This is a genomic window from Pseudomonas sp. CFBP 13602 (assembly GCF_014842725.1).
Lineage (GTDB): Bacteria > Pseudomonadota > Gammaproteobacteria > Pseudomonadales > Pseudomonadaceae > Aquipseudomonas > Aquipseudomonas baltica.
The window spans coordinates 329,136-345,002 of sequence record NZ_JACYVT010000003.1 but is presented as its reverse complement, the minus strand read 5'-3'; the positions used below and the strand labels follow the sequence as shown (position 1 = coordinate 345,002).

Here is a 15,867-nt window from a genome sequence, read left to right as displayed (position 1 = left end):
TTCTAAATAAGTGGAGAGAATAATAAACAAAGGACTTCATCGTGACCGTCCCCCTGCGAATTGCCCTGATCGGTGCCGGCACTATGGGCCGGCAGCATTACCAGCACCTGCACGAGATGCACGCAGCCCAACTCTGCGCCATCGCCGACCCCGGCCCTGACGCTGAGGCCTTTGCCGCTGAATGCGCGGTCCCGCATTTCACCGATCATCGGCAGATGCTGGCGCAGGTAGCGCCCGCAGCCGTCATCGTGGCCAACCCCAATGCTCAGCATGTGCGCACGGCACTCGATTGCCTGGCAGCCGGTGTGCCCGTGCTGTTGGAAAAACCGGTCGGGATCGATCTGGACGAAGTGGCCGCGCTGGTGGCTGCCAGCGCCGCCAGCGGCGTACCGGTCCTGGTCGGCCATCACCGGCGGCACAACCCGATGATCAGCCGAGCCCGGCACGTCGTGCAAAGCGGCGTGCTCGGCCGTCTGACCACGGTGACGGCGCTGTGGCAGCTGCAGAAGCCCGACAGTTACTTCGACATCGCCTGGCGTCGCGAACCAGGGGCAGGAATGCTGCTGACCAACCTGATTCATGACCTCGACCTGCTGCGCTACCTGTGCGGCGAAGTCCGCCAGGTGCAGGCTTTCGGCAGCAATGGCATTCGCGGCTTCGGCAACGAAGACAGTCTGGCCGTGTTGCTGCAGTTCGAAAACGGTGCGCTGGGCACCTTGACCGGTTCCGACGGTGTGGCTGCGCCCTGGAGTTGGGAGCTCGGCTCGGGCGAGAACCCGGTCTATCCCCGCCAGGCCGATCAGCCGTGCTACCTGCTGGCTGGCACTGCCGGTGCGCTGAGCGTGCCGCAACTCAGGCGCTGGCATTACGCTGAACCGGGTGCGGGTTGGCATGAGCCGTTGCTGCAGGTGCAGGAAACCTTTGATTCCGCAGAGGCGCTGCGCGTGCAGCTGGAGCATTTCGTCGAGGTCGCGCATGGGCGCGCCGAGCCACTGGTGAGCGCAGCGGATGCCGCGCGCACCCTGGCGTTGGTCGACGCCATCGGCGAAGCGATGCGTAGCGGATGCGCCTGTGCGCCACGCGCCTTGGGCTAGCCCGGTTGCTTGGCTGACATCCTCGTGCCCTGGCCACCGTCGTCCCTTTCACGCCCCAAGGAGCCGCCCATGACTCACCGCATCCTGTCCCTGGCCGCATTGACCGTGCTCGAGCTGTCGCCCCCCGAGATGGTCGAAGTCGCTGCCCGCGCCGGCTACAGCCACGTCGGCCTGCGTACCGAGCCGGCTACCGCCGAAGAGCACCATTATCCTTTGCTGCGCGACAAGGCATTACAACGCCAGACTGCCGCACGGTTGCGTGACACCGGCATCAAGGTGCTGGACATCGAAATCCTGCGGCTCAAGCCGTTTACCCGCGTGGCGGAGTTCGAAGCTCACCTGGCCTTGGGCGCCGAGTTCGGCGCGAGCGAGTTGCTGGTGGCGGGTAATGATCCAGACCTGCAAAGGGCCAGCGACAATCTGGCCCAGCTGTGCGACCTGGCGCGGCCCTATGGCATCCATCCGCACCTGGAATTCATGCCTTGGACCGACTGCCCGGACCTGGCCAGCGCGATGGTCATGCTCGACAAGGCCGGTCGCGACAATGCCTGCATCCTGGTCGATGCCTTTCATTTCGACCGCTCCAACTCGCGACTCGAAGACCTGCGCAGCCTGCCAGCGCACCGCTTGCGTTATGCCCAGCTGTGCGACGTGGCGGGCCCGCGTCCCGATGACATGGCGGAGATACTGCGCCAGGCGCGCCAGGAACGACGTTTTCCCGGAGACGGTGATTGCGACCTGGTCGGCCTGCTGCGGGCACTGCCTGACGATGTGCCATTGAGCCTGGAGATACCCACGGCGCGCCTGCTGGAACAGGGTGTGAGCGCTTATGAAAGAGCGCGGACGGCCCTCGAGAAAACCCAGGTGTTATTGGCTGGGATCTAGGGTGGGGTCACCGGCCTCTGTGGGAGCGGGCTCTGCCCGCGAAGAGCTCCACCGCAAATCCGCGCCTGGCTCAACCCCCCTGCGGCACCTTGCGCGGTGCCATCAGGTACAGCCACACCAGGGCAATGAAATACATCGCCGGAATGATCGTGAACAACACCGTGTAGTTGTTGTTGGTCACCGTCAGGATGTAGCCCACCACCTGGGTCATGAACATCCCGCCCACCGCCGCGCACATGCCGCCGAAGCCGAACACCGTGCTCATCATGTGCTTGGGCGTGTAGTCCATCACCACGCTCCAGATGTTGGCCGTCCACGCCTGGTGCGCGGCAATGGCCAGCGAAATCGCCGCGACGGCTACCCACAGGTTGGCCGCGCCAGCGGCGAACACCACGCTGATGATCGCTAGAGCAAACACCAGCATCGACAACAGCCGCGCCTTCACCGGCTGCATGCCGCGGCCGATCAGGAACGACGACAGCACGCCACCGCCTACGCTGCCGACATCGGCACTCAGGTAGATGATGATCAACGGAATGCCCATCTGGGTGACGTTGATGCCCAACTGGTATTGTTGGTTGAGGAACGGCGGCAGCCAGTACAGGTAGAACCAGAACACCGGGGCCGTCATCATGAACGCCCCGGCGAAGGCCCAGGTGCCGCGCATGGTCATGATCTTCCAGAACGGCACGCCCGCTTGTTCAGGCGCTTCCTGATCCTGAATGTATTCCAGTTCGCTGGCCTTGACCCGGGGGTGCTGGTCCGGGTCGAAGTACTTCAGGCCCCAGAACACCGCCCAGGCCAGGCCCAGCAGGGCGATGGTGAGAAACGCCGCCTGCCAGCCCCAGACGCTGAGGATCAGCGGCAGCATCATCGGCGTCAGCAGGGCGCCCACGTTGGTGCCGGCATTGAAGATGCCGGTGGCCACCGCGCGCTCCTTGGCCGGGAACCACAGCCGGGTGGTCTTCACGCAGGCCGGGTAGTTGGCCGCCTCGGTGAGCCCGAGAATGAACCGGCAGACCATGAAGCCCACCGCCGAAGTGGCCAGGCCATGGGCGCCGGTGGCCAGGCTCCAGAGCAGCACCGCGCAGAAGAACACGCGCTTGACGCCGATCCTGTCGATCAACCGGCCCTGCAGCAGGAAGCCGATGGCATAGCCCACCTGAAACCAGAAATTGATGTTGGCGTAGTCCATCGCCGTCCAGTTCATTTCCTTGGCCAGGATCGGCTGCATCACGCCCAGCGCGGCGCGGTCGATGTAGTTCAGGGTGGTCGCGAAGAACACCAGGGCGAGCATGCCCCAGCGAGTCTTGCCGACCGCGGCGCCGGCTTTGACCATGTCCCGGAAACCGACTTTGGCATCGGGCGCCTGTTGGGCGCGGGGCAGGGCGGAGCTGTGGGGTTGTGTCATGGTTGGGGCCTTCCGTACAGGCGCGGTGGGCAGGAGCCACCGCCGAACTTCGACTGAGCGCGGCGCAGTCCGATACAGCGGCGTGCACGGTATCAGAGACGTCGCCGTCAGGGGTGCGCTCGGTGGGGTCAGACAGGTGCGTCTTGGTAGTCTTCGACGCAACCGGGGGCGGGTACGGACACGGCGCAGGAGCAGATAGGGGTGTGCATGAGCGATTACCTGGGTTCTTGAAATTCTTATGGGGTGTTGACCGGCGTTGCTGACGGTCCGCGCTCGGTCGATTGGCAAAATGTGCATCGACCAGCTTCACTGTCGGGAACGATGGTGGGCACACGGCCCCGGCGAATCAATCGACCCATGCGGTAATTGGTCGATAATCGCACGCAAAACTAACTGGTTGGTACGTGCTCGGGTAGAGTAGCAGGCTGATACAACCACTTCTTTCATCACGGTTTTGCCTGCTTGCAAGGGCACGGCAGAACTGCAGAAAAAGGCTCGTTTCGAGGCCTCCCCGTAAGCCCTCGAGCAGTCATTGGAGCGTGCCATGCAGCGTTCGATCGCCACTGTGTCCCTGAGCGGTACCCTGCCGGAAAAACTCGAAGCCATTGCCGCCGCCGGTTTCGATGGTGTGGAAATCTTCGAAAACGACCTGCTGTACTACGACGGCAGCCCCCGGGAAGTTCGGCAGATGTGCGCCGACCTGGGCATCGCCATCACCCTGTTCCAGCCGTTCCGTGACTTCGAAGGCGGCAACCGTTCGCGCATGGCGCGCAACTTCGACCGCGCCGAGCACAAGTTCGACTTGATGCAGGAACTGGGTACCGACCTGGTGCTGGTATGCAGCAATACCGCTGCCGACTCCCTGGGCGAACAGCAGATTCTCGTCGACGACCTGCGCCAATTGGCCGAGCGCGCCGACAAGCGTGGCCTGCGCATCGGCTACGAAGCCCTGGCCTGGGGCCGCCACGTCAACACCTACCAGCAGGTCTGGGACATCGTTCGCCAGGCCGACCACAAGGCACTGGGCGTGTTGCTCGACAGCTTTCACACGCTGTCGCTCAAGGGCGATCCGCGTGCGATTGCCGATATTCCGGGCGACAAGATCTTCTTCGTGCAGATGGCCGATGCGCCCATTCTGGCCATGGACGTGCTGGAGTGGAGCCGACATTTCCGCTGCTTCCCCGGGCAGGGCGAGTTCGACCTCCCGGGCTTTCTCGCGCCGATCATCAAGACCGGCTACACCGGGCCGTTGTCTCTGGAAATCTTCAACGACGGTTTCCGTGCCGCACCGCCTCGGGCCAACGCGGCCGACGGTTTGCGCTCGCTGCTGTACCTCGAGGAAAAGACCCGCAAGCTGCTGGAGCAGGAGGCTACGCCGGTGCCCAACCTGGATATTCTCTTCGCGCCCCCGGCTGCGGATGAATACCAGGGCATCGAGTTTCTCGAGTTCGCCGTGGACGAAAGCCTGGGCGCCAAGCTCAGCCACTGGCTGCAGCAACTGGGCTTCGCCAAGGCCGGTCAACACCGTTCCAAGAACGTCAGCCTGCTGCGCCAAGGCGATATCAACCTGATCCTCAACGCCGAACCGTACTCCTTCGCCCACAACTTCTTCGAATCCCACGGCCCTTCACTGTGCGCCACGGCGTTGCGGGTCAAGGACAGCGCCAAGGCGCTGGAGCGCGCCGTGGCCTACAAGGCCCAGCCTTTCCGCGGTCTGGTCGGCCCCAACGAGCGCCAGCTGGCCGCCGTGCGCGCCCTGGATGGCAGCCTGATCTACCTGGTGGACGACGCCAGCGACGGGCCGACCATCTACGAGTCCGATTTCAGCCTCAGTGCGCCCGCGGCGACACCCGGCATGCTCAAGTCCATCGACCACATGGCCATGGCCATACCGCCGGACACCCTCGACAGCTGGGTGCTGTTCTACAAGACCGTGCTGGACTTCAAGGCCGACGACGAGGTGGTGCTGCCCGACCCCTACGGCCTGGTGAAAAGTCGTGCGGTGCGCAGCCAGTGCAGCTCGATCCGCCTGCCGCTGAACATCTCGGAAAACCGCAACACGGCGATCTCCCATGCGCTGTCGACTTATCGCGGCTCGGGCGTGCATCACATCGCCTTCGACTGCGACGACATTTTCGCGGCCGTGAGCAAAGCCAAGGAGGCAGGGGTGGCACTGCTGGACATCCCGCTCAACTATTACGACGACCTGGGCGCGCGGTTCGATTTCGACGATGAGTTCCTCAGCGAGCTGGCGTACTACAACGTGCTGTACGACCGTGACGCCAACGGTGGCGAGCTGTTCCACGTGTACACGGAGCCGTTCGAAGAGCGTTTCTTCTTCGAGGTGCTGCAGCGTCGTGGTGGCTATGCCGGCTATGGCGCGGCCAACGTCGCCGTGCGGCTGTCGGCCATGGCCAAGGCGCGCGCCGGTGGCATCCGTCACGCCAAGCTGTGAAGGCGTGCCCGCAGCGCAGGTGTGCTGCGGGCTTTCCATGGGCGCGCGGCGCGCCGCATAATGGCCGCTGACCAACGACGGCCGTGAGCCCAGCATGACTACGATCTCAGAGGCGGACGCGCAATCGACCGACGTTCCTCGCAAGCCCCGCAAGAACAACCCCGAGAAGACCCGCGAGAACATCCTGCAGGCCGCCATCACCGAGTTCGTCGAGCAGGGCCTGGCGGGCGCGCGCGTGGATGCCATCGCCGAGCGTACGCACACCTCCAAGCGCATGATCTATTACTATTTCAGCAGCAAGGAGCAGCTTTACCTGGAGGTGCTGGAAAAACTCTATGGTGATATTCGCGGCACCGAAGCGAAGTTGCATCTGGACGAGCTGACGCCGGTGGAAGGCATCCGGCGGCTGGTGGAGTTCAGCTTCGATCACCATGATCGCAACGAGGATTTCGTGCGTATCGTGTGCAACGAAAACATGCACAAGGGCGAGTACGTCAAGAAGTCCACGAGCATTCGCGAGTTGAACAAGACCGTGCTGCTGGCGTTGGCCGACCTGCTGCGGCGCGGTACCGAGCAGGGCGTGTTTCGTCCGGGTCTGGATGCCATGGACGTGCATTTGCTGATCAGCTCGTTCTGCTTCTACCGAGTGTCCAACAAGCACACCTTCGGCGAGTTGTTCCAGGTCGATTTCAACGAAGCCACGTTGAAGCTGCACCACCGCGAAATGCTCTGCGAATCGCTCCTGCGCTTCATCCAGGCCCCGTAGCCGCATTCCACCTGACACACCACCCTGGCCGCCGACGCGGCTCGCGCCGCTGCTACAGACACCGCGATCCCCTGCAGCAGCGGCGCAAGCCGCGTCCGGCCGCACCGCATCCGCCTGACACACCGTCTTGGCCGCCGACGCGGCTCGCGCCGCTGCTACAGACACCGCGATCCCCTGTAGCAGCGGCGCAAGCCGCGTCCGGCCGCACCGCGTTGCGCCTGACACACCGCACCCACCGCCGACGCGGCTCGCGCCGCTGCTACGGACCCCGCGATCCCCTGTAGCAGCGGCGCAAGCCGCGTCCGGCTGCACCGCGTTGCGCCTGATACACCGCATTGACCGCCGACGCGGCTCGCGCCGCTGCTACAGGGGTCGTGATCGGGGTTTTGACTTATCCGTTCATTTCGGCGAAATGCGCCATCATGCGTTCGGCGTCGGCTTGCCGGCCGCTGAACAGCTCGAAGGCCTTCACTGCCTGGAACACCGCCATGGTGCCACCGTCCAGCGTGCGGCAACCCAAGGCGCGGGCTTCGCGCAGCAGTTCGGTTTCAAGGGGAAAATAGACGATTTCGGCCACCCACAACCCCGGGTGCAAGGCCGCCTTGGGCACAGGCATTCCCGGCAGCTTGGCCATGCCCATCGGCGTGGTATTGACCAGGCCGTCGGCCTCGGACAAGGCCGCCAGCAGGTCACTGCCCACCCGCGCCGGCTGCTCCGGGAAATGCTGATTGAGGTTGTCCGCCAAGGACTGCGCCCGTGCCGGCTCGACATCGAAAATGCTCAGTTGCCCCACACCCTCGAGCAGCAACGCATGGGCCACCGCCGCACCGGCGCCACCGGCGCCCATCTGCACCACGCGGTCGCGCTTGGCACCCTGCATGCCGCGGCGAAAACCTTCGGCGAAACCCAGGCAGTCGGTGTTGTGGCCCACCCGTTTGCCATCCTTGAGCACCACGGTATTCACCGCGCCGATCCCGGCCGCTTCCGGCGACAGCTCATCGAGCAGGGGAATGATCGCCTGCTTGGCAGGGAAGGTGATGTTCAAGCCGGTAAAGCTCATGCGCTGAGCGGCAGTGAGCAATTCTTCGAGGGCGCCGTTGTCGAGCTTCAGCGCATCCAGATCGATCAATCGGTAGACATAACCCAAGCCCTGCGCGGCGCCTTCGCGCTCGTGCATGGCCGGGGTACGGGACTGCTGGATACCGGCGCCGATCAGGCCTGCCAGGACGTTATTGCCGCTCATCGAGTGACTCCATTGTTATTGTTTGTTTAATGGAGATAAATTGTACGAACTAGTTACTTACGTCAAATGGTTTTCGCCGATGGCGCACGGCGCGCCTCAACGGCGCACCAGCAGGACCCCTGATTCCATGTGGTGGGTATACGGAAACTGGTCGAACAGCGCGCACTTGGCCACTTTGTGGGTGTCATGCAGCTGCTGGATGTTGGCCGCCAGGGTTTCCGGATTGCAGGAGATGTACAGGATGTTGTCGAAGCGCCGGGTGAGCTCGCAGGTGTCCGCATCCATGCCGGCCCGTGGTGGGTCGACGAATACGCTGCCGAAGTCATAGGCCTTGAGATCGATGCCGTGCAAACGGCGGAACGGCCGCACCTCGTTCAGCGCCTCGGTCAGTTCTTCGGCCGACAGGCGCACCAGCGTCACGTTATCGACCCCATTGTCGTCGAGGTTGTGCAGGGCAGCGGCAACCGACGTCTTGCTGATCTCCGTGGCCAGGACCTTGCGTACTCGTGTGGCCAGCGGCAGGGTGAAATTGCCATTGCCGCAATACAGCTCCAGCAGATCATCGTCACGCGGGCCCAACGCCTCGTACGCCCAGTTGAGCATCTTCTGGTTGACCGTGCCGTTGGGCTGGGTGAACGCGCCCTCGGGCTGGCGATAGCGGAAGGTACGGCCAGCGACTTCGAGCGCCTCGACTGCATAGTCGCGGCCGATGACCACACGCTTGCCCTTGGAACGACCGATGAGGCTCACGCCCAGATCGCTCGCCAACTGCTCGGCCGCGCGCTGCCAGTGCTCGTCCAGCGGGCGGTGGTAGCACAGGGTGATCATGGCGTCGCCGTCCAGGGTGGTCAGGAACTCCACCTGGAACAGCTTGTAGCTCAGCGCTGCATCGTTCTGCCAGGCAGCTTTGAGGCGCGGCATCAGCTCGTTGATGCGGATGCTGGCAATCGGGAAGCTGTCGATCAGGATCGGTACATGCTTCTCGCCGGGAGCGAACATCGCATAGTGCCGCTGGCCATCCTCGCGCCACAGGCGAAATTCCGCACGCAGCCGGTAGTGCTCGCGCGGCGAATCGAAGACAGCCGGTTCCGGGGCGTCGAATGGCGCCAGCAGCGCGCGCATGCGCGCCACTTTGTCATCCAACTGCTGGGTGTAGGAGGAGGGGTCGAGAACAGCACTCATGGATACCAGCCCAGTTTCACAACGAACAGAATGGAAAGAATCACCAGGGCCGAATTCAAGTCGCGGGTACGGCCCGCCAGCAGCTTGATCAAGGTCCAGGCGATGAAGCCGAAGGCGATGCCATTGGCGATTGAATAGGTCAGTGGCATGGCCAAAGCGGTGACCACCACCGGTGCGGCTTCGGTGATGTCGTCCCAGTCGATTTCAGCCAGCCCCGAGGCCATCAATACCGCCACGAAGAACAGCGCCGGTGCCGTTGCATAGGCCGGTACGCTGCCGGCCAGCGGAGCGAAGAACAGCGCCAGCAAAAACAGCACCGCAACCACGATGGCGGTCAGCCCGGTGCGGCCACCGGCACTCACACCTGCGGCCGACTCGATGTAGCTGGTCGTGGTGGAGGTGCCCAGCAGCGAGCCGGCCATGGCCGCCGTGCTGTCGGCGATCAACGCGCGGCCCATCTTCGGCATGTGGCCGTCCTTGCCCATCAGGCCGGCGCGCTTGGCGACGCCGATCAAGGTCCCGGAGTTATCGAACAGGTCCACGAAAAGGAAGGCGAAGATCACGCTCAGCAGGCCGATGTCCAGGGCCCCGGCGATGTCCAGCTGCATGAACGTCGGTGCCAGCGAAGGCGGCATCGACACCAGCCCGTTGAACGGGCTGAAGCCCAGCAGAATAGAGGCGGTGGTCACCACCAGAATGCCGATCAGCACCGCCCCGCGAACCTTGCGCGCCTCCAGGGCGACGATCAGGAAGAAGCCCAGTATCGCCAGCACCGCGCCAGGCTTGGTCAGGTCGCCCATGCCTACCACCGTGGCCGGATTGCCGACCACGATGCCAGCGCCCTGCAGGGCGATCAGCGCCAGGAACAGGCCAATGCCGGCGGCGATGGCCGAGCGCAGCGGCAGGGGAATGCTGTTGACGATCCATTCGCGGATGCGAAAGATCGACAGCAGGAAAAAGCACACGGCCGAGATGAACACCGCACCCAGCGCCACTTGCCAGGTGTGGCCCATGTGCAGGACCACGGTGTAGGTGAAGAAGGCGTTCAGGCCCATGCCGGGCGCCAGGGCGATCGGGTAGTTGGCGATCAGGCCCATGATCGTCGAGCCGATGGCTGCAGCCAGGCAGGTCGCGACGAAGACCGCGCCCTTGTCCATGCCGGTTTCACCCAGGATGCTGGGGTTGACGAACAGGATGTAGGCCATCGCCAGGAAGGTCGTCACCCCGGCGAGTAGTTCCGTGCGCACGTTGGTGTTGTGCGCCTTGAGTTGAAACAGCCTTTCCAGCATGCCTGCTCCCTGTGGCGCTTTTTGCGCCGTTGCCGTTGTTGTCGAGTGTTGTAGTGTCGACCCTGATAGCAAAGCACATCCGGGCGGTAAAAAAAGCCGCGCATCATACCAGCAGCACCGCATGGAAACACTCATCAGCTCGTCTGAACGAATGGCGACCGCTCAAAGTCGTACCTGCAAACGACGCGACAAGAAAAATGTCGCGCAGCAAGCTGAATTACCGTGAGGTCGACCCGATGAACACGCTTTCTACAAGCGCTGGTGCGCAGCCGTACGCCAGCCACAGCATTTCCCTGCAACTCAATGGCCAATCACGTCAACTCGACGTGCTGCCCTGGACCACGCTGCTGGACCTGTTGCGCGAACAACTCGACCTGGTCGGCAGCAAGAAAGGCTGCGACCACGGCCAGTGCGGTGCCTGCACCGTGCTGCTCAATGGCAAACGCGTCAATGCCTGCCTGACCCTGGCCGTGATGTGCGATGGCGCCGAACTGACCACCATCGAAGGGCTGGCGCAGGGTGACCAACTGCATCCGGTCCAGGCGGCGTTCATCAAGCACGACGCTTTCCAGTGCGGTTACTGCACGCCGGGGCAGATCTGCTCCGCCGTCGGCCTGATCAACGAGGGTCGCGCCGAATCCAGCGCCGACATCAAGGAATTGATGAGCGGCAACCTGTGCCGCTGCGGTGCCTACAGCAACATTCGCGCGGCCATCGAAGAAGTGGTCGAAGTGCAGGGGGGTGAGCGCTCATGAATCCGTTTACCTACGCCAAGCCTGCAGGCGTCGATGAAGCCGTACGCCTGGCCGGCCCGCATTCGCGCTTCATCGCCGGCGGCACCAACCTGCTCGACCTGATGAAAGAAAACGTCCTGCAGCCCGAGCAGCTCATCGACATCACCGGGCTGCCGCTGCGCGAAGTCGAGGAGACCGCCGACGGCGGCGTGCGCATCGGCGCATTGGTGAGCAATGCCGACCTGGCCTGGCACCCGTTGATCGAGCAGCGTTACCCATTGCTCAGCCAGGCGATTCTGGCGGGCGCATCGCCGCAGCTGCGCAACATGGCCAGCACCGGTGGCAACCTGCTGCAACGCACGCGTTGCTACTACTTCTATGATTCGAAGATGCCGTGCAACAAGCGCGAGCCTGGCACCGGCTGCCCGGCCAAGGACGGCCTGAATCGCATTCACGCCATTCTTGGCGCCAGCGAGCAATGCGTGGCCACCCATCCTTCGGATATGTGTGTGGCCTTGGCGGCCCTGGCTGCCGTGGTTCATGTGCAAGGCCCGAACGGCGCACGCACCATCGAGTTCGCCGACTTTCATCGCCTGCCTGCCGACGCCCCCGAGCGCGACAACCAATTGGCCGATGACGAGCTGATCACCGCAGTGGAATTGCCTGCCGCCGGCTTCACCGCCCACAGCCAGTACCTGAAGATTCGCGATCGGGCGTCCTATGCCTTCGCACTGGTTTCGGTTGCGGCCGCTTTGGAACTCGACGGCGAGACCATCCGCGACGCCCGCCTGGCGCTGGGCGGGGTGGCTCACAAGCCATGGCGCGACGAGGCGGTGGAACGCCTGCTGATCGGCCAGCCCGCCACTGCCGAAACCTTTGGCAAAGCCGCCGACCTGTTGCTGCAGGACGCTCGCGGCCTGCAACACAACACCTTCAAGATCAAGCTGGCCCGCCGCGCGATAGTCCGTGCCCTGAGCGATGCCGCAAAAGGGGAGATGCAGCCATGAGCACACTCGGCCAACCCATGGACCGCGTCGACGGTCTGCTCAAAGTGACGGGTCAAGCGCGCTACGCCGGCGAGTTCCCGGAAGACGGCCTGCTGTTCGGCAGCGTTGTCTCCAGCACCATCGCCAATGGTCGAGTGGTTTCCATCGACGCTTCCAGGGCGCTGGCGCTGCCCGGTGTAGTGGCCGTGATCGACCACAGCAACCGGCCGAAGCTGGCCAGCTACGACGAAAAATACGAAGACGACGACTCCGCCGATGGCTCGCCGTTTCGCCCGCTGTACAACGACAACGTGCTCTACAGTGGTCAGCCCCTGGCCCTGGTCGTCGCTGATAATCTGGAGCTTGCCCGCCATGCAGGCTCGCTGGTGCAGATCGAGTACGCCCAGGAATCCCACCAGACCGACCTGCGCGCCCAGCTGTCCGCCGCCAAGCCGGCACCCGCCGAGCTGCCCGAGCCACGTGGCGATTTCGCCGGGCAATTCGCAGCTGCGCCGATCACCGTCGACGCGACCTACGACACACCGGTCGAGCACCACAACCCGATGGAGCCGCACGCCAGCACCGCGCTCTACCAAGCCGATGGCAGCCTGGTCATCCACGACAAGACCCAGAGCACGCAGAACTGTCAGACCTACCTGTCCAACGTGTTCGGCCTGGACAAGAAAAAGATCCGCGTCATGGCCGCCTTCGTCGGCGGCGCCTTTGGTTCCGGCCTGCGTCCGCAGTATCAGCTGCCCTTGGCCGTAATGGCGGCCCTGCACCTCAAGCGTTCGGTGCGCGTGACCCTGACCCGCCAGCAGATGTTCACCTTCGGCTACCGTCCACGCACCGTGCAGCAGTTGCAACTGGCCTGTAGCGCCGACGGCAAGTTGCAGGCGGTCGGTCACACTGCGACCGGGCAGACTTCGCGCTTCGAAGACTTCTCGGAGCACGTCGTGGAATGGAGCGGCATGCTCTACCACTGTGACAACGTCAAGTTGACCTACAACCTGGTGCCGTTGGACGTGTTCACGCCGCTGGACATGCGCGCACCGGGTGCGGCCCTGGGCATGATCGGCCTGGAGTGCGCGATGGACGAGCTGGCCGTGGCAGCCAAAATCGACCCGGTCCAGCTGCGCCTGGTCAACTTCTCCGACACCAACCAGAACGAAGGCAAGCCGTATTCCAGCAAAGAGCTCAAGGCCTGCTATCAGCAGGGTGCCGAACGCTTCGGCTGGAGCCAGCGCAAGGTCGAGCCACGCAGTATGCGACGTGACAACCAGTTGGTTGGCATGGGCATGGCCGGTGGGGTCTGGGAAGCCATGCAGATGCCGGCCAGCGCCAAGGCCAGGCTGGACAAGCAAGGCAAGCTGGTGGTGAGCAGTGCAACCACCGACATCGGCACCGGCACCTACACCGTGATGACCCAGATCGCCGCTGCGGCGGCCGGCGTCGCCGCGCAGGACGTGGAGTTCAAGCTGGGCGATTCGTCGCTGCCTACGGCGCCGCTGCAGGGCGGCTCGTTCACCGTGTCTTCGGTGGGTACGGCCGTGCAGCAGGCCTGCGAAGCGCTCAAAGCCAAGCTCATCCATGCCGCCAGCCAGGTGCAGCCGGCGTTTGCCGACGCCGATCCTGCCCAGGTGTTCGTCGAGGGCGGCGAACTGCGTTGCCCTGGCCACCATTTGTCGCTGGCAAACCTGGCCAGCATCGACGGCTCGGACACTTTCGAAGCGCAGGTCGACGCCAAGCCGGACAAGAAGCGCGAAGGCTATGCCACGGCCACCCATTCGGCGGTGTTCGTTGAAGTGGAGGTCGACGAAGACCTGGGCACCATTCGCGTGACCCGTGTGGTCAGCGCCGTGGCCGCTGGGCGCGTGGTCAATCCGAAGATGGCCCGCAGCCAGATTCTCGGTGGCGTGGTCTGGGGCCTGGGCATGGCGCTGCAGGAAGAAACCCAGACCGACCATAACCTGGGCCGATTCATGAACCACAGCCTGGCCGAGTACCACATTCCTGTGAACGCGGACATCAACGACATCGAAGTGATCTTCGTCGACGAGCCCGACGACATCGTCAACGCCCTGGGTTCCAAGGGCGTTGGCGAAATCGGCATCGTCGGGGTTGCCGCTGCAGTGGCCAACGCCATCTACCACGCCACCGGCAAGCGTGTCCGCGAGTTTCCGATCACGCTGGACAAGGTGATGTAACGCATCTGGTGTCTTGGTAGGACAGTGCACTCCTCAAGAGCCGTTTAGGTTTTTTGGGGAGTGTTCTTGCAGGTGCAAGCCAAGTACGCACACCAGAAGAATCTTTCGATCGCGACTGCGTATCCGCGTTGATCAGTGCGGGCTCCGTCGCCCACCTACCCATAATCATGGGCATCAGCTATCTGAGCAAACCCGCAGGAAGGAGGAATATTTCACTATCTCTCCAGCGGATTTTGCGCGCTAAGTATGTATCGACGCGGTTTTTTTCAGAATGTTCTTACAGCTTGTTGCGAATAGTCTTTGGTCGGGCTGCTATCTCGCAATGTTTTTTAACTTTCCAGATTATGGCGCGCCTTGACGTCGGTAGGGTTAAGTCGACTACAGTACCGTCGCGCTGCAGTCAGGCGCATGATTGTTAACGCTCAATTTCTGCAAAATTCGCAACGGACATTACTTGCCAGGAGGCAACCGATGAATGTATCGAAAGTCGATTTTACTCGAGTTGTAAATCCGTTGGTTAAAGAGTCAAAGCCAGCATCGGACACAACGGAAAGTTTCAAGCAGATACTGAACCTATCATCGGAAACGCCACCTTCTCGGCACGATAACGTAACGCTTTCTCCAGCTGCCGTGAGTCTGGCTGACAAAGAACGGGAAATCGAGCGAGTGCGGGCGCAGGGGCGGGAATTGAGTGAGTGCGGGGTGAGTCGCGCAGAGTTGGCGATATGCCAAGTGCCGAGTTGGATGATTGGCTTTGCCAATTCCATTGTTGAAGTCGTGGGTTCACAAACTGTCGAAACCCGTCTGACCCACAACGTTTCAGACGGTCAGATGCAAGAGTTCCGCGAGCGCCTGCAGGCCGTACAGCAAACGGTGTCGGAGGGTCATGGTTTGTGGGGGGTCGATGATTTGGAACATTACGTGATCATGAATACCACGCCGGGCATTGAAGCTACCCTGCATCGAGAGATGAACGAGGCAATCCGTTCGGATGCCCGACTTGTGGCACTTATCGCTGAAATAGGCTTTTACATGACGGACATTGAATCGCCTGACGTATAAGTCCCGATTTTTTAATAAAGGAGTACAGAAATATGTCCATGCAATGGAAAGCCCTTTCGATAGGCGTAATGTTGGTCGCGGCGTCAGTGGGCAGTTATGCTGCGGTTCCCATGGTTGAAGCACTGCGCGGCGCGGGTATGGAAGTGCGCACACTTGACGATGGACAAATGGCGCTAATAAAAGGTGCGGCCCGCATCACTGGATACGCCCGACCCAGTGTCACCCAAGGTATCAAAACTCATCAGGTCACATGGAAAAAGCGCGGTAGTCAGTCTGATTATCGAGCCTATCAATATCAAGGATTCGATTATAGCCCGCATGAATATAAGTGGTATCGAGATGGCGGGACGCTGGAGCTTGTTGCAGGCGATGTCTGGCTGGCCGATTCAACTAGCCGTATGAACGCCTGGAATCGTGCCAATGCCCGCGAAATCGAGCATCACTACCAGGCTCTGGATCGCGAGACCAAGGCGCCGCGCAACTATGGCTTCCGCGCCAGTCAATGGTCACGGCCCATCTCCACATTCCGCTGGTGACCCATAAGCGCAGCCTT

13 protein-coding genes are annotated in these 15,867 nt (G+C 62.6%); 9 read left to right on the top strand and 4 right to left on the bottom strand.

Translation table 11 applies throughout. The annotated features are described in order from the left end of the window. Nucleotides 1-41: 41 nt before the first annotated feature. Both IFU31_RS08020 and IFU31_RS08015 read left to right on the top strand, forming a co-directional pair. Nucleotides 42-1,094: a Gfo/Idh/MocA family oxidoreductase gene (locus tag IFU31_RS08020; protein WP_192102674.1), complete on the top strand. Its 1,053-nt coding sequence runs from the start codon at nt 42-44 to the stop codon at nt 1,092-1,094. 69 nt (nt 1,095-1,163) lie between these two features. Next, the gene (locus IFU31_RS08015) at nt 1,164-1,979 is read left to right on the top strand and encodes a sugar phosphate isomerase/epimerase family protein (RefSeq protein ID WP_192102673.1); all 816 of its coding nucleotides are present in this window, start codon (nt 1,164-1,166) and stop codon (nt 1,977-1,979) included. A gap of 70 nt (nt 1,980-2,049) precedes the next feature. Here the strand turns inward: IFU31_RS08015 and IFU31_RS08010 are convergent, their stop codons facing one another. After that, nucleotides 2,050-3,390, bottom strand: a complete 1,341-nt coding sequence (locus IFU31_RS08010) for an MFS transporter (RefSeq protein ID WP_192102672.1) — start codon at nt 3,388-3,390, stop codon at nt 2,050-2,052. A 544-nt stretch (nt 3,391-3,934) separates the two neighbouring features. Between IFU31_RS08010 and quiC the strand changes: the two genes are divergently transcribed. Further along, nucleotides 3,935-5,845 carry a 3-dehydroshikimate dehydratase QuiC gene (quiC, locus tag IFU31_RS08005; protein ID WP_185795189.1) on the top strand — a complete coding sequence of 637 codons (1,911 nt, stop codon included), beginning with the start codon at nt 3,935-3,937 and terminating at the stop codon, nt 5,843-5,845. A 94-nt stretch (nt 5,846-5,939) separates the two neighbouring features. Beyond that, nucleotides 5,940-6,611 (top strand): TetR/AcrR family transcriptional regulator, encoded by a 672-nt coding sequence (locus IFU31_RS08000; protein ID WP_122475393.1) that lies wholly within the window; start codon nt 5,940-5,942, stop codon nt 6,609-6,611. A gap of 391 nt (nt 6,612-7,002) precedes the next feature. On the opposite strand, the gene IFU31_RS07995 is transcribed toward IFU31_RS08000, so the two are convergent. The 3 genes from IFU31_RS07995 to IFU31_RS07985 form a co-directional block, all read right to left on the bottom strand. Continuing rightward, entirely contained in the window at nt 7,003-7,854 is an 852-nt protein-coding gene (locus IFU31_RS07995; protein WP_192102671.1) for a shikimate dehydrogenase, read from the bottom strand. A gap of 96 nt (nt 7,855-7,950) precedes the next feature. Further along, complete coding sequence (gene trmA / locus IFU31_RS07990) at nt 7,951-9,036, bottom strand: tRNA (uridine(54)-C5)-methyltransferase TrmA (protein WP_192102670.1); 1,086 nt, start codon at nt 9,034-9,036, stop codon at nt 7,951-7,953. Next, nucleotides 9,033-10,325, bottom strand: a complete 1,293-nt coding sequence (locus IFU31_RS07985) for an NCS2 family permease (RefSeq protein WP_192102669.1) — start codon at nt 10,323-10,325, stop codon at nt 9,033-9,035. Before IFU31_RS07985 ends, trmA begins: the two co-directional genes overlap by 4 nt. Before the next feature lie 236 nt (nt 10,326-10,561). Between IFU31_RS07985 and IFU31_RS07980 the strand changes: the two genes are divergently transcribed. The 5 genes from IFU31_RS07980 (at nt 10,562) to IFU31_RS07960 (ending at nt 15,850) form a co-directional block, all read left to right on the top strand. After that, nucleotides 10,562-11,080 carry a (2Fe-2S)-binding protein gene (locus tag IFU31_RS07980; RefSeq protein WP_122475723.1) on the top strand — a complete coding sequence of 173 codons (519 nt, stop codon included), beginning with the start codon at nt 10,562-10,564 and terminating at the stop codon, nt 11,078-11,080. After that, on the top strand, nt 11,077-12,066 hold the full coding sequence (locus tag IFU31_RS07975) for an FAD binding domain-containing protein (protein WP_122800663.1): 990 nt from the start codon (nt 11,077-11,079) through the stop codon (nt 12,064-12,066). Before IFU31_RS07980 ends, IFU31_RS07975 begins: the two co-directional genes overlap by 4 nt. Next, complete coding sequence (locus tag IFU31_RS07970) at nt 12,063-14,252, top strand: xanthine dehydrogenase family protein molybdopterin-binding subunit (protein WP_192102668.1); 2,190 nt, start codon at nt 12,063-12,065, stop codon at nt 14,250-14,252. The genes IFU31_RS07975 and IFU31_RS07970 overlap by 4 nt, the downstream gene beginning before the upstream one ends. A 471-nt stretch (nt 14,253-14,723) precedes the next feature. Beyond that, entirely contained in the window at nt 14,724-15,314 is a 591-nt protein-coding gene (locus tag IFU31_RS07965; protein WP_192102667.1) for a hypothetical protein, read from the top strand. A gap of 32 nt (nt 15,315-15,346) precedes the next feature. Continuing rightward, entirely contained in the window at nt 15,347-15,850 is a 504-nt protein-coding gene (locus IFU31_RS07960) for a hypothetical protein (RefSeq protein ID WP_192102666.1), read from the top strand. Nucleotides 15,851-15,867: the final 17 nt, after the last annotated feature.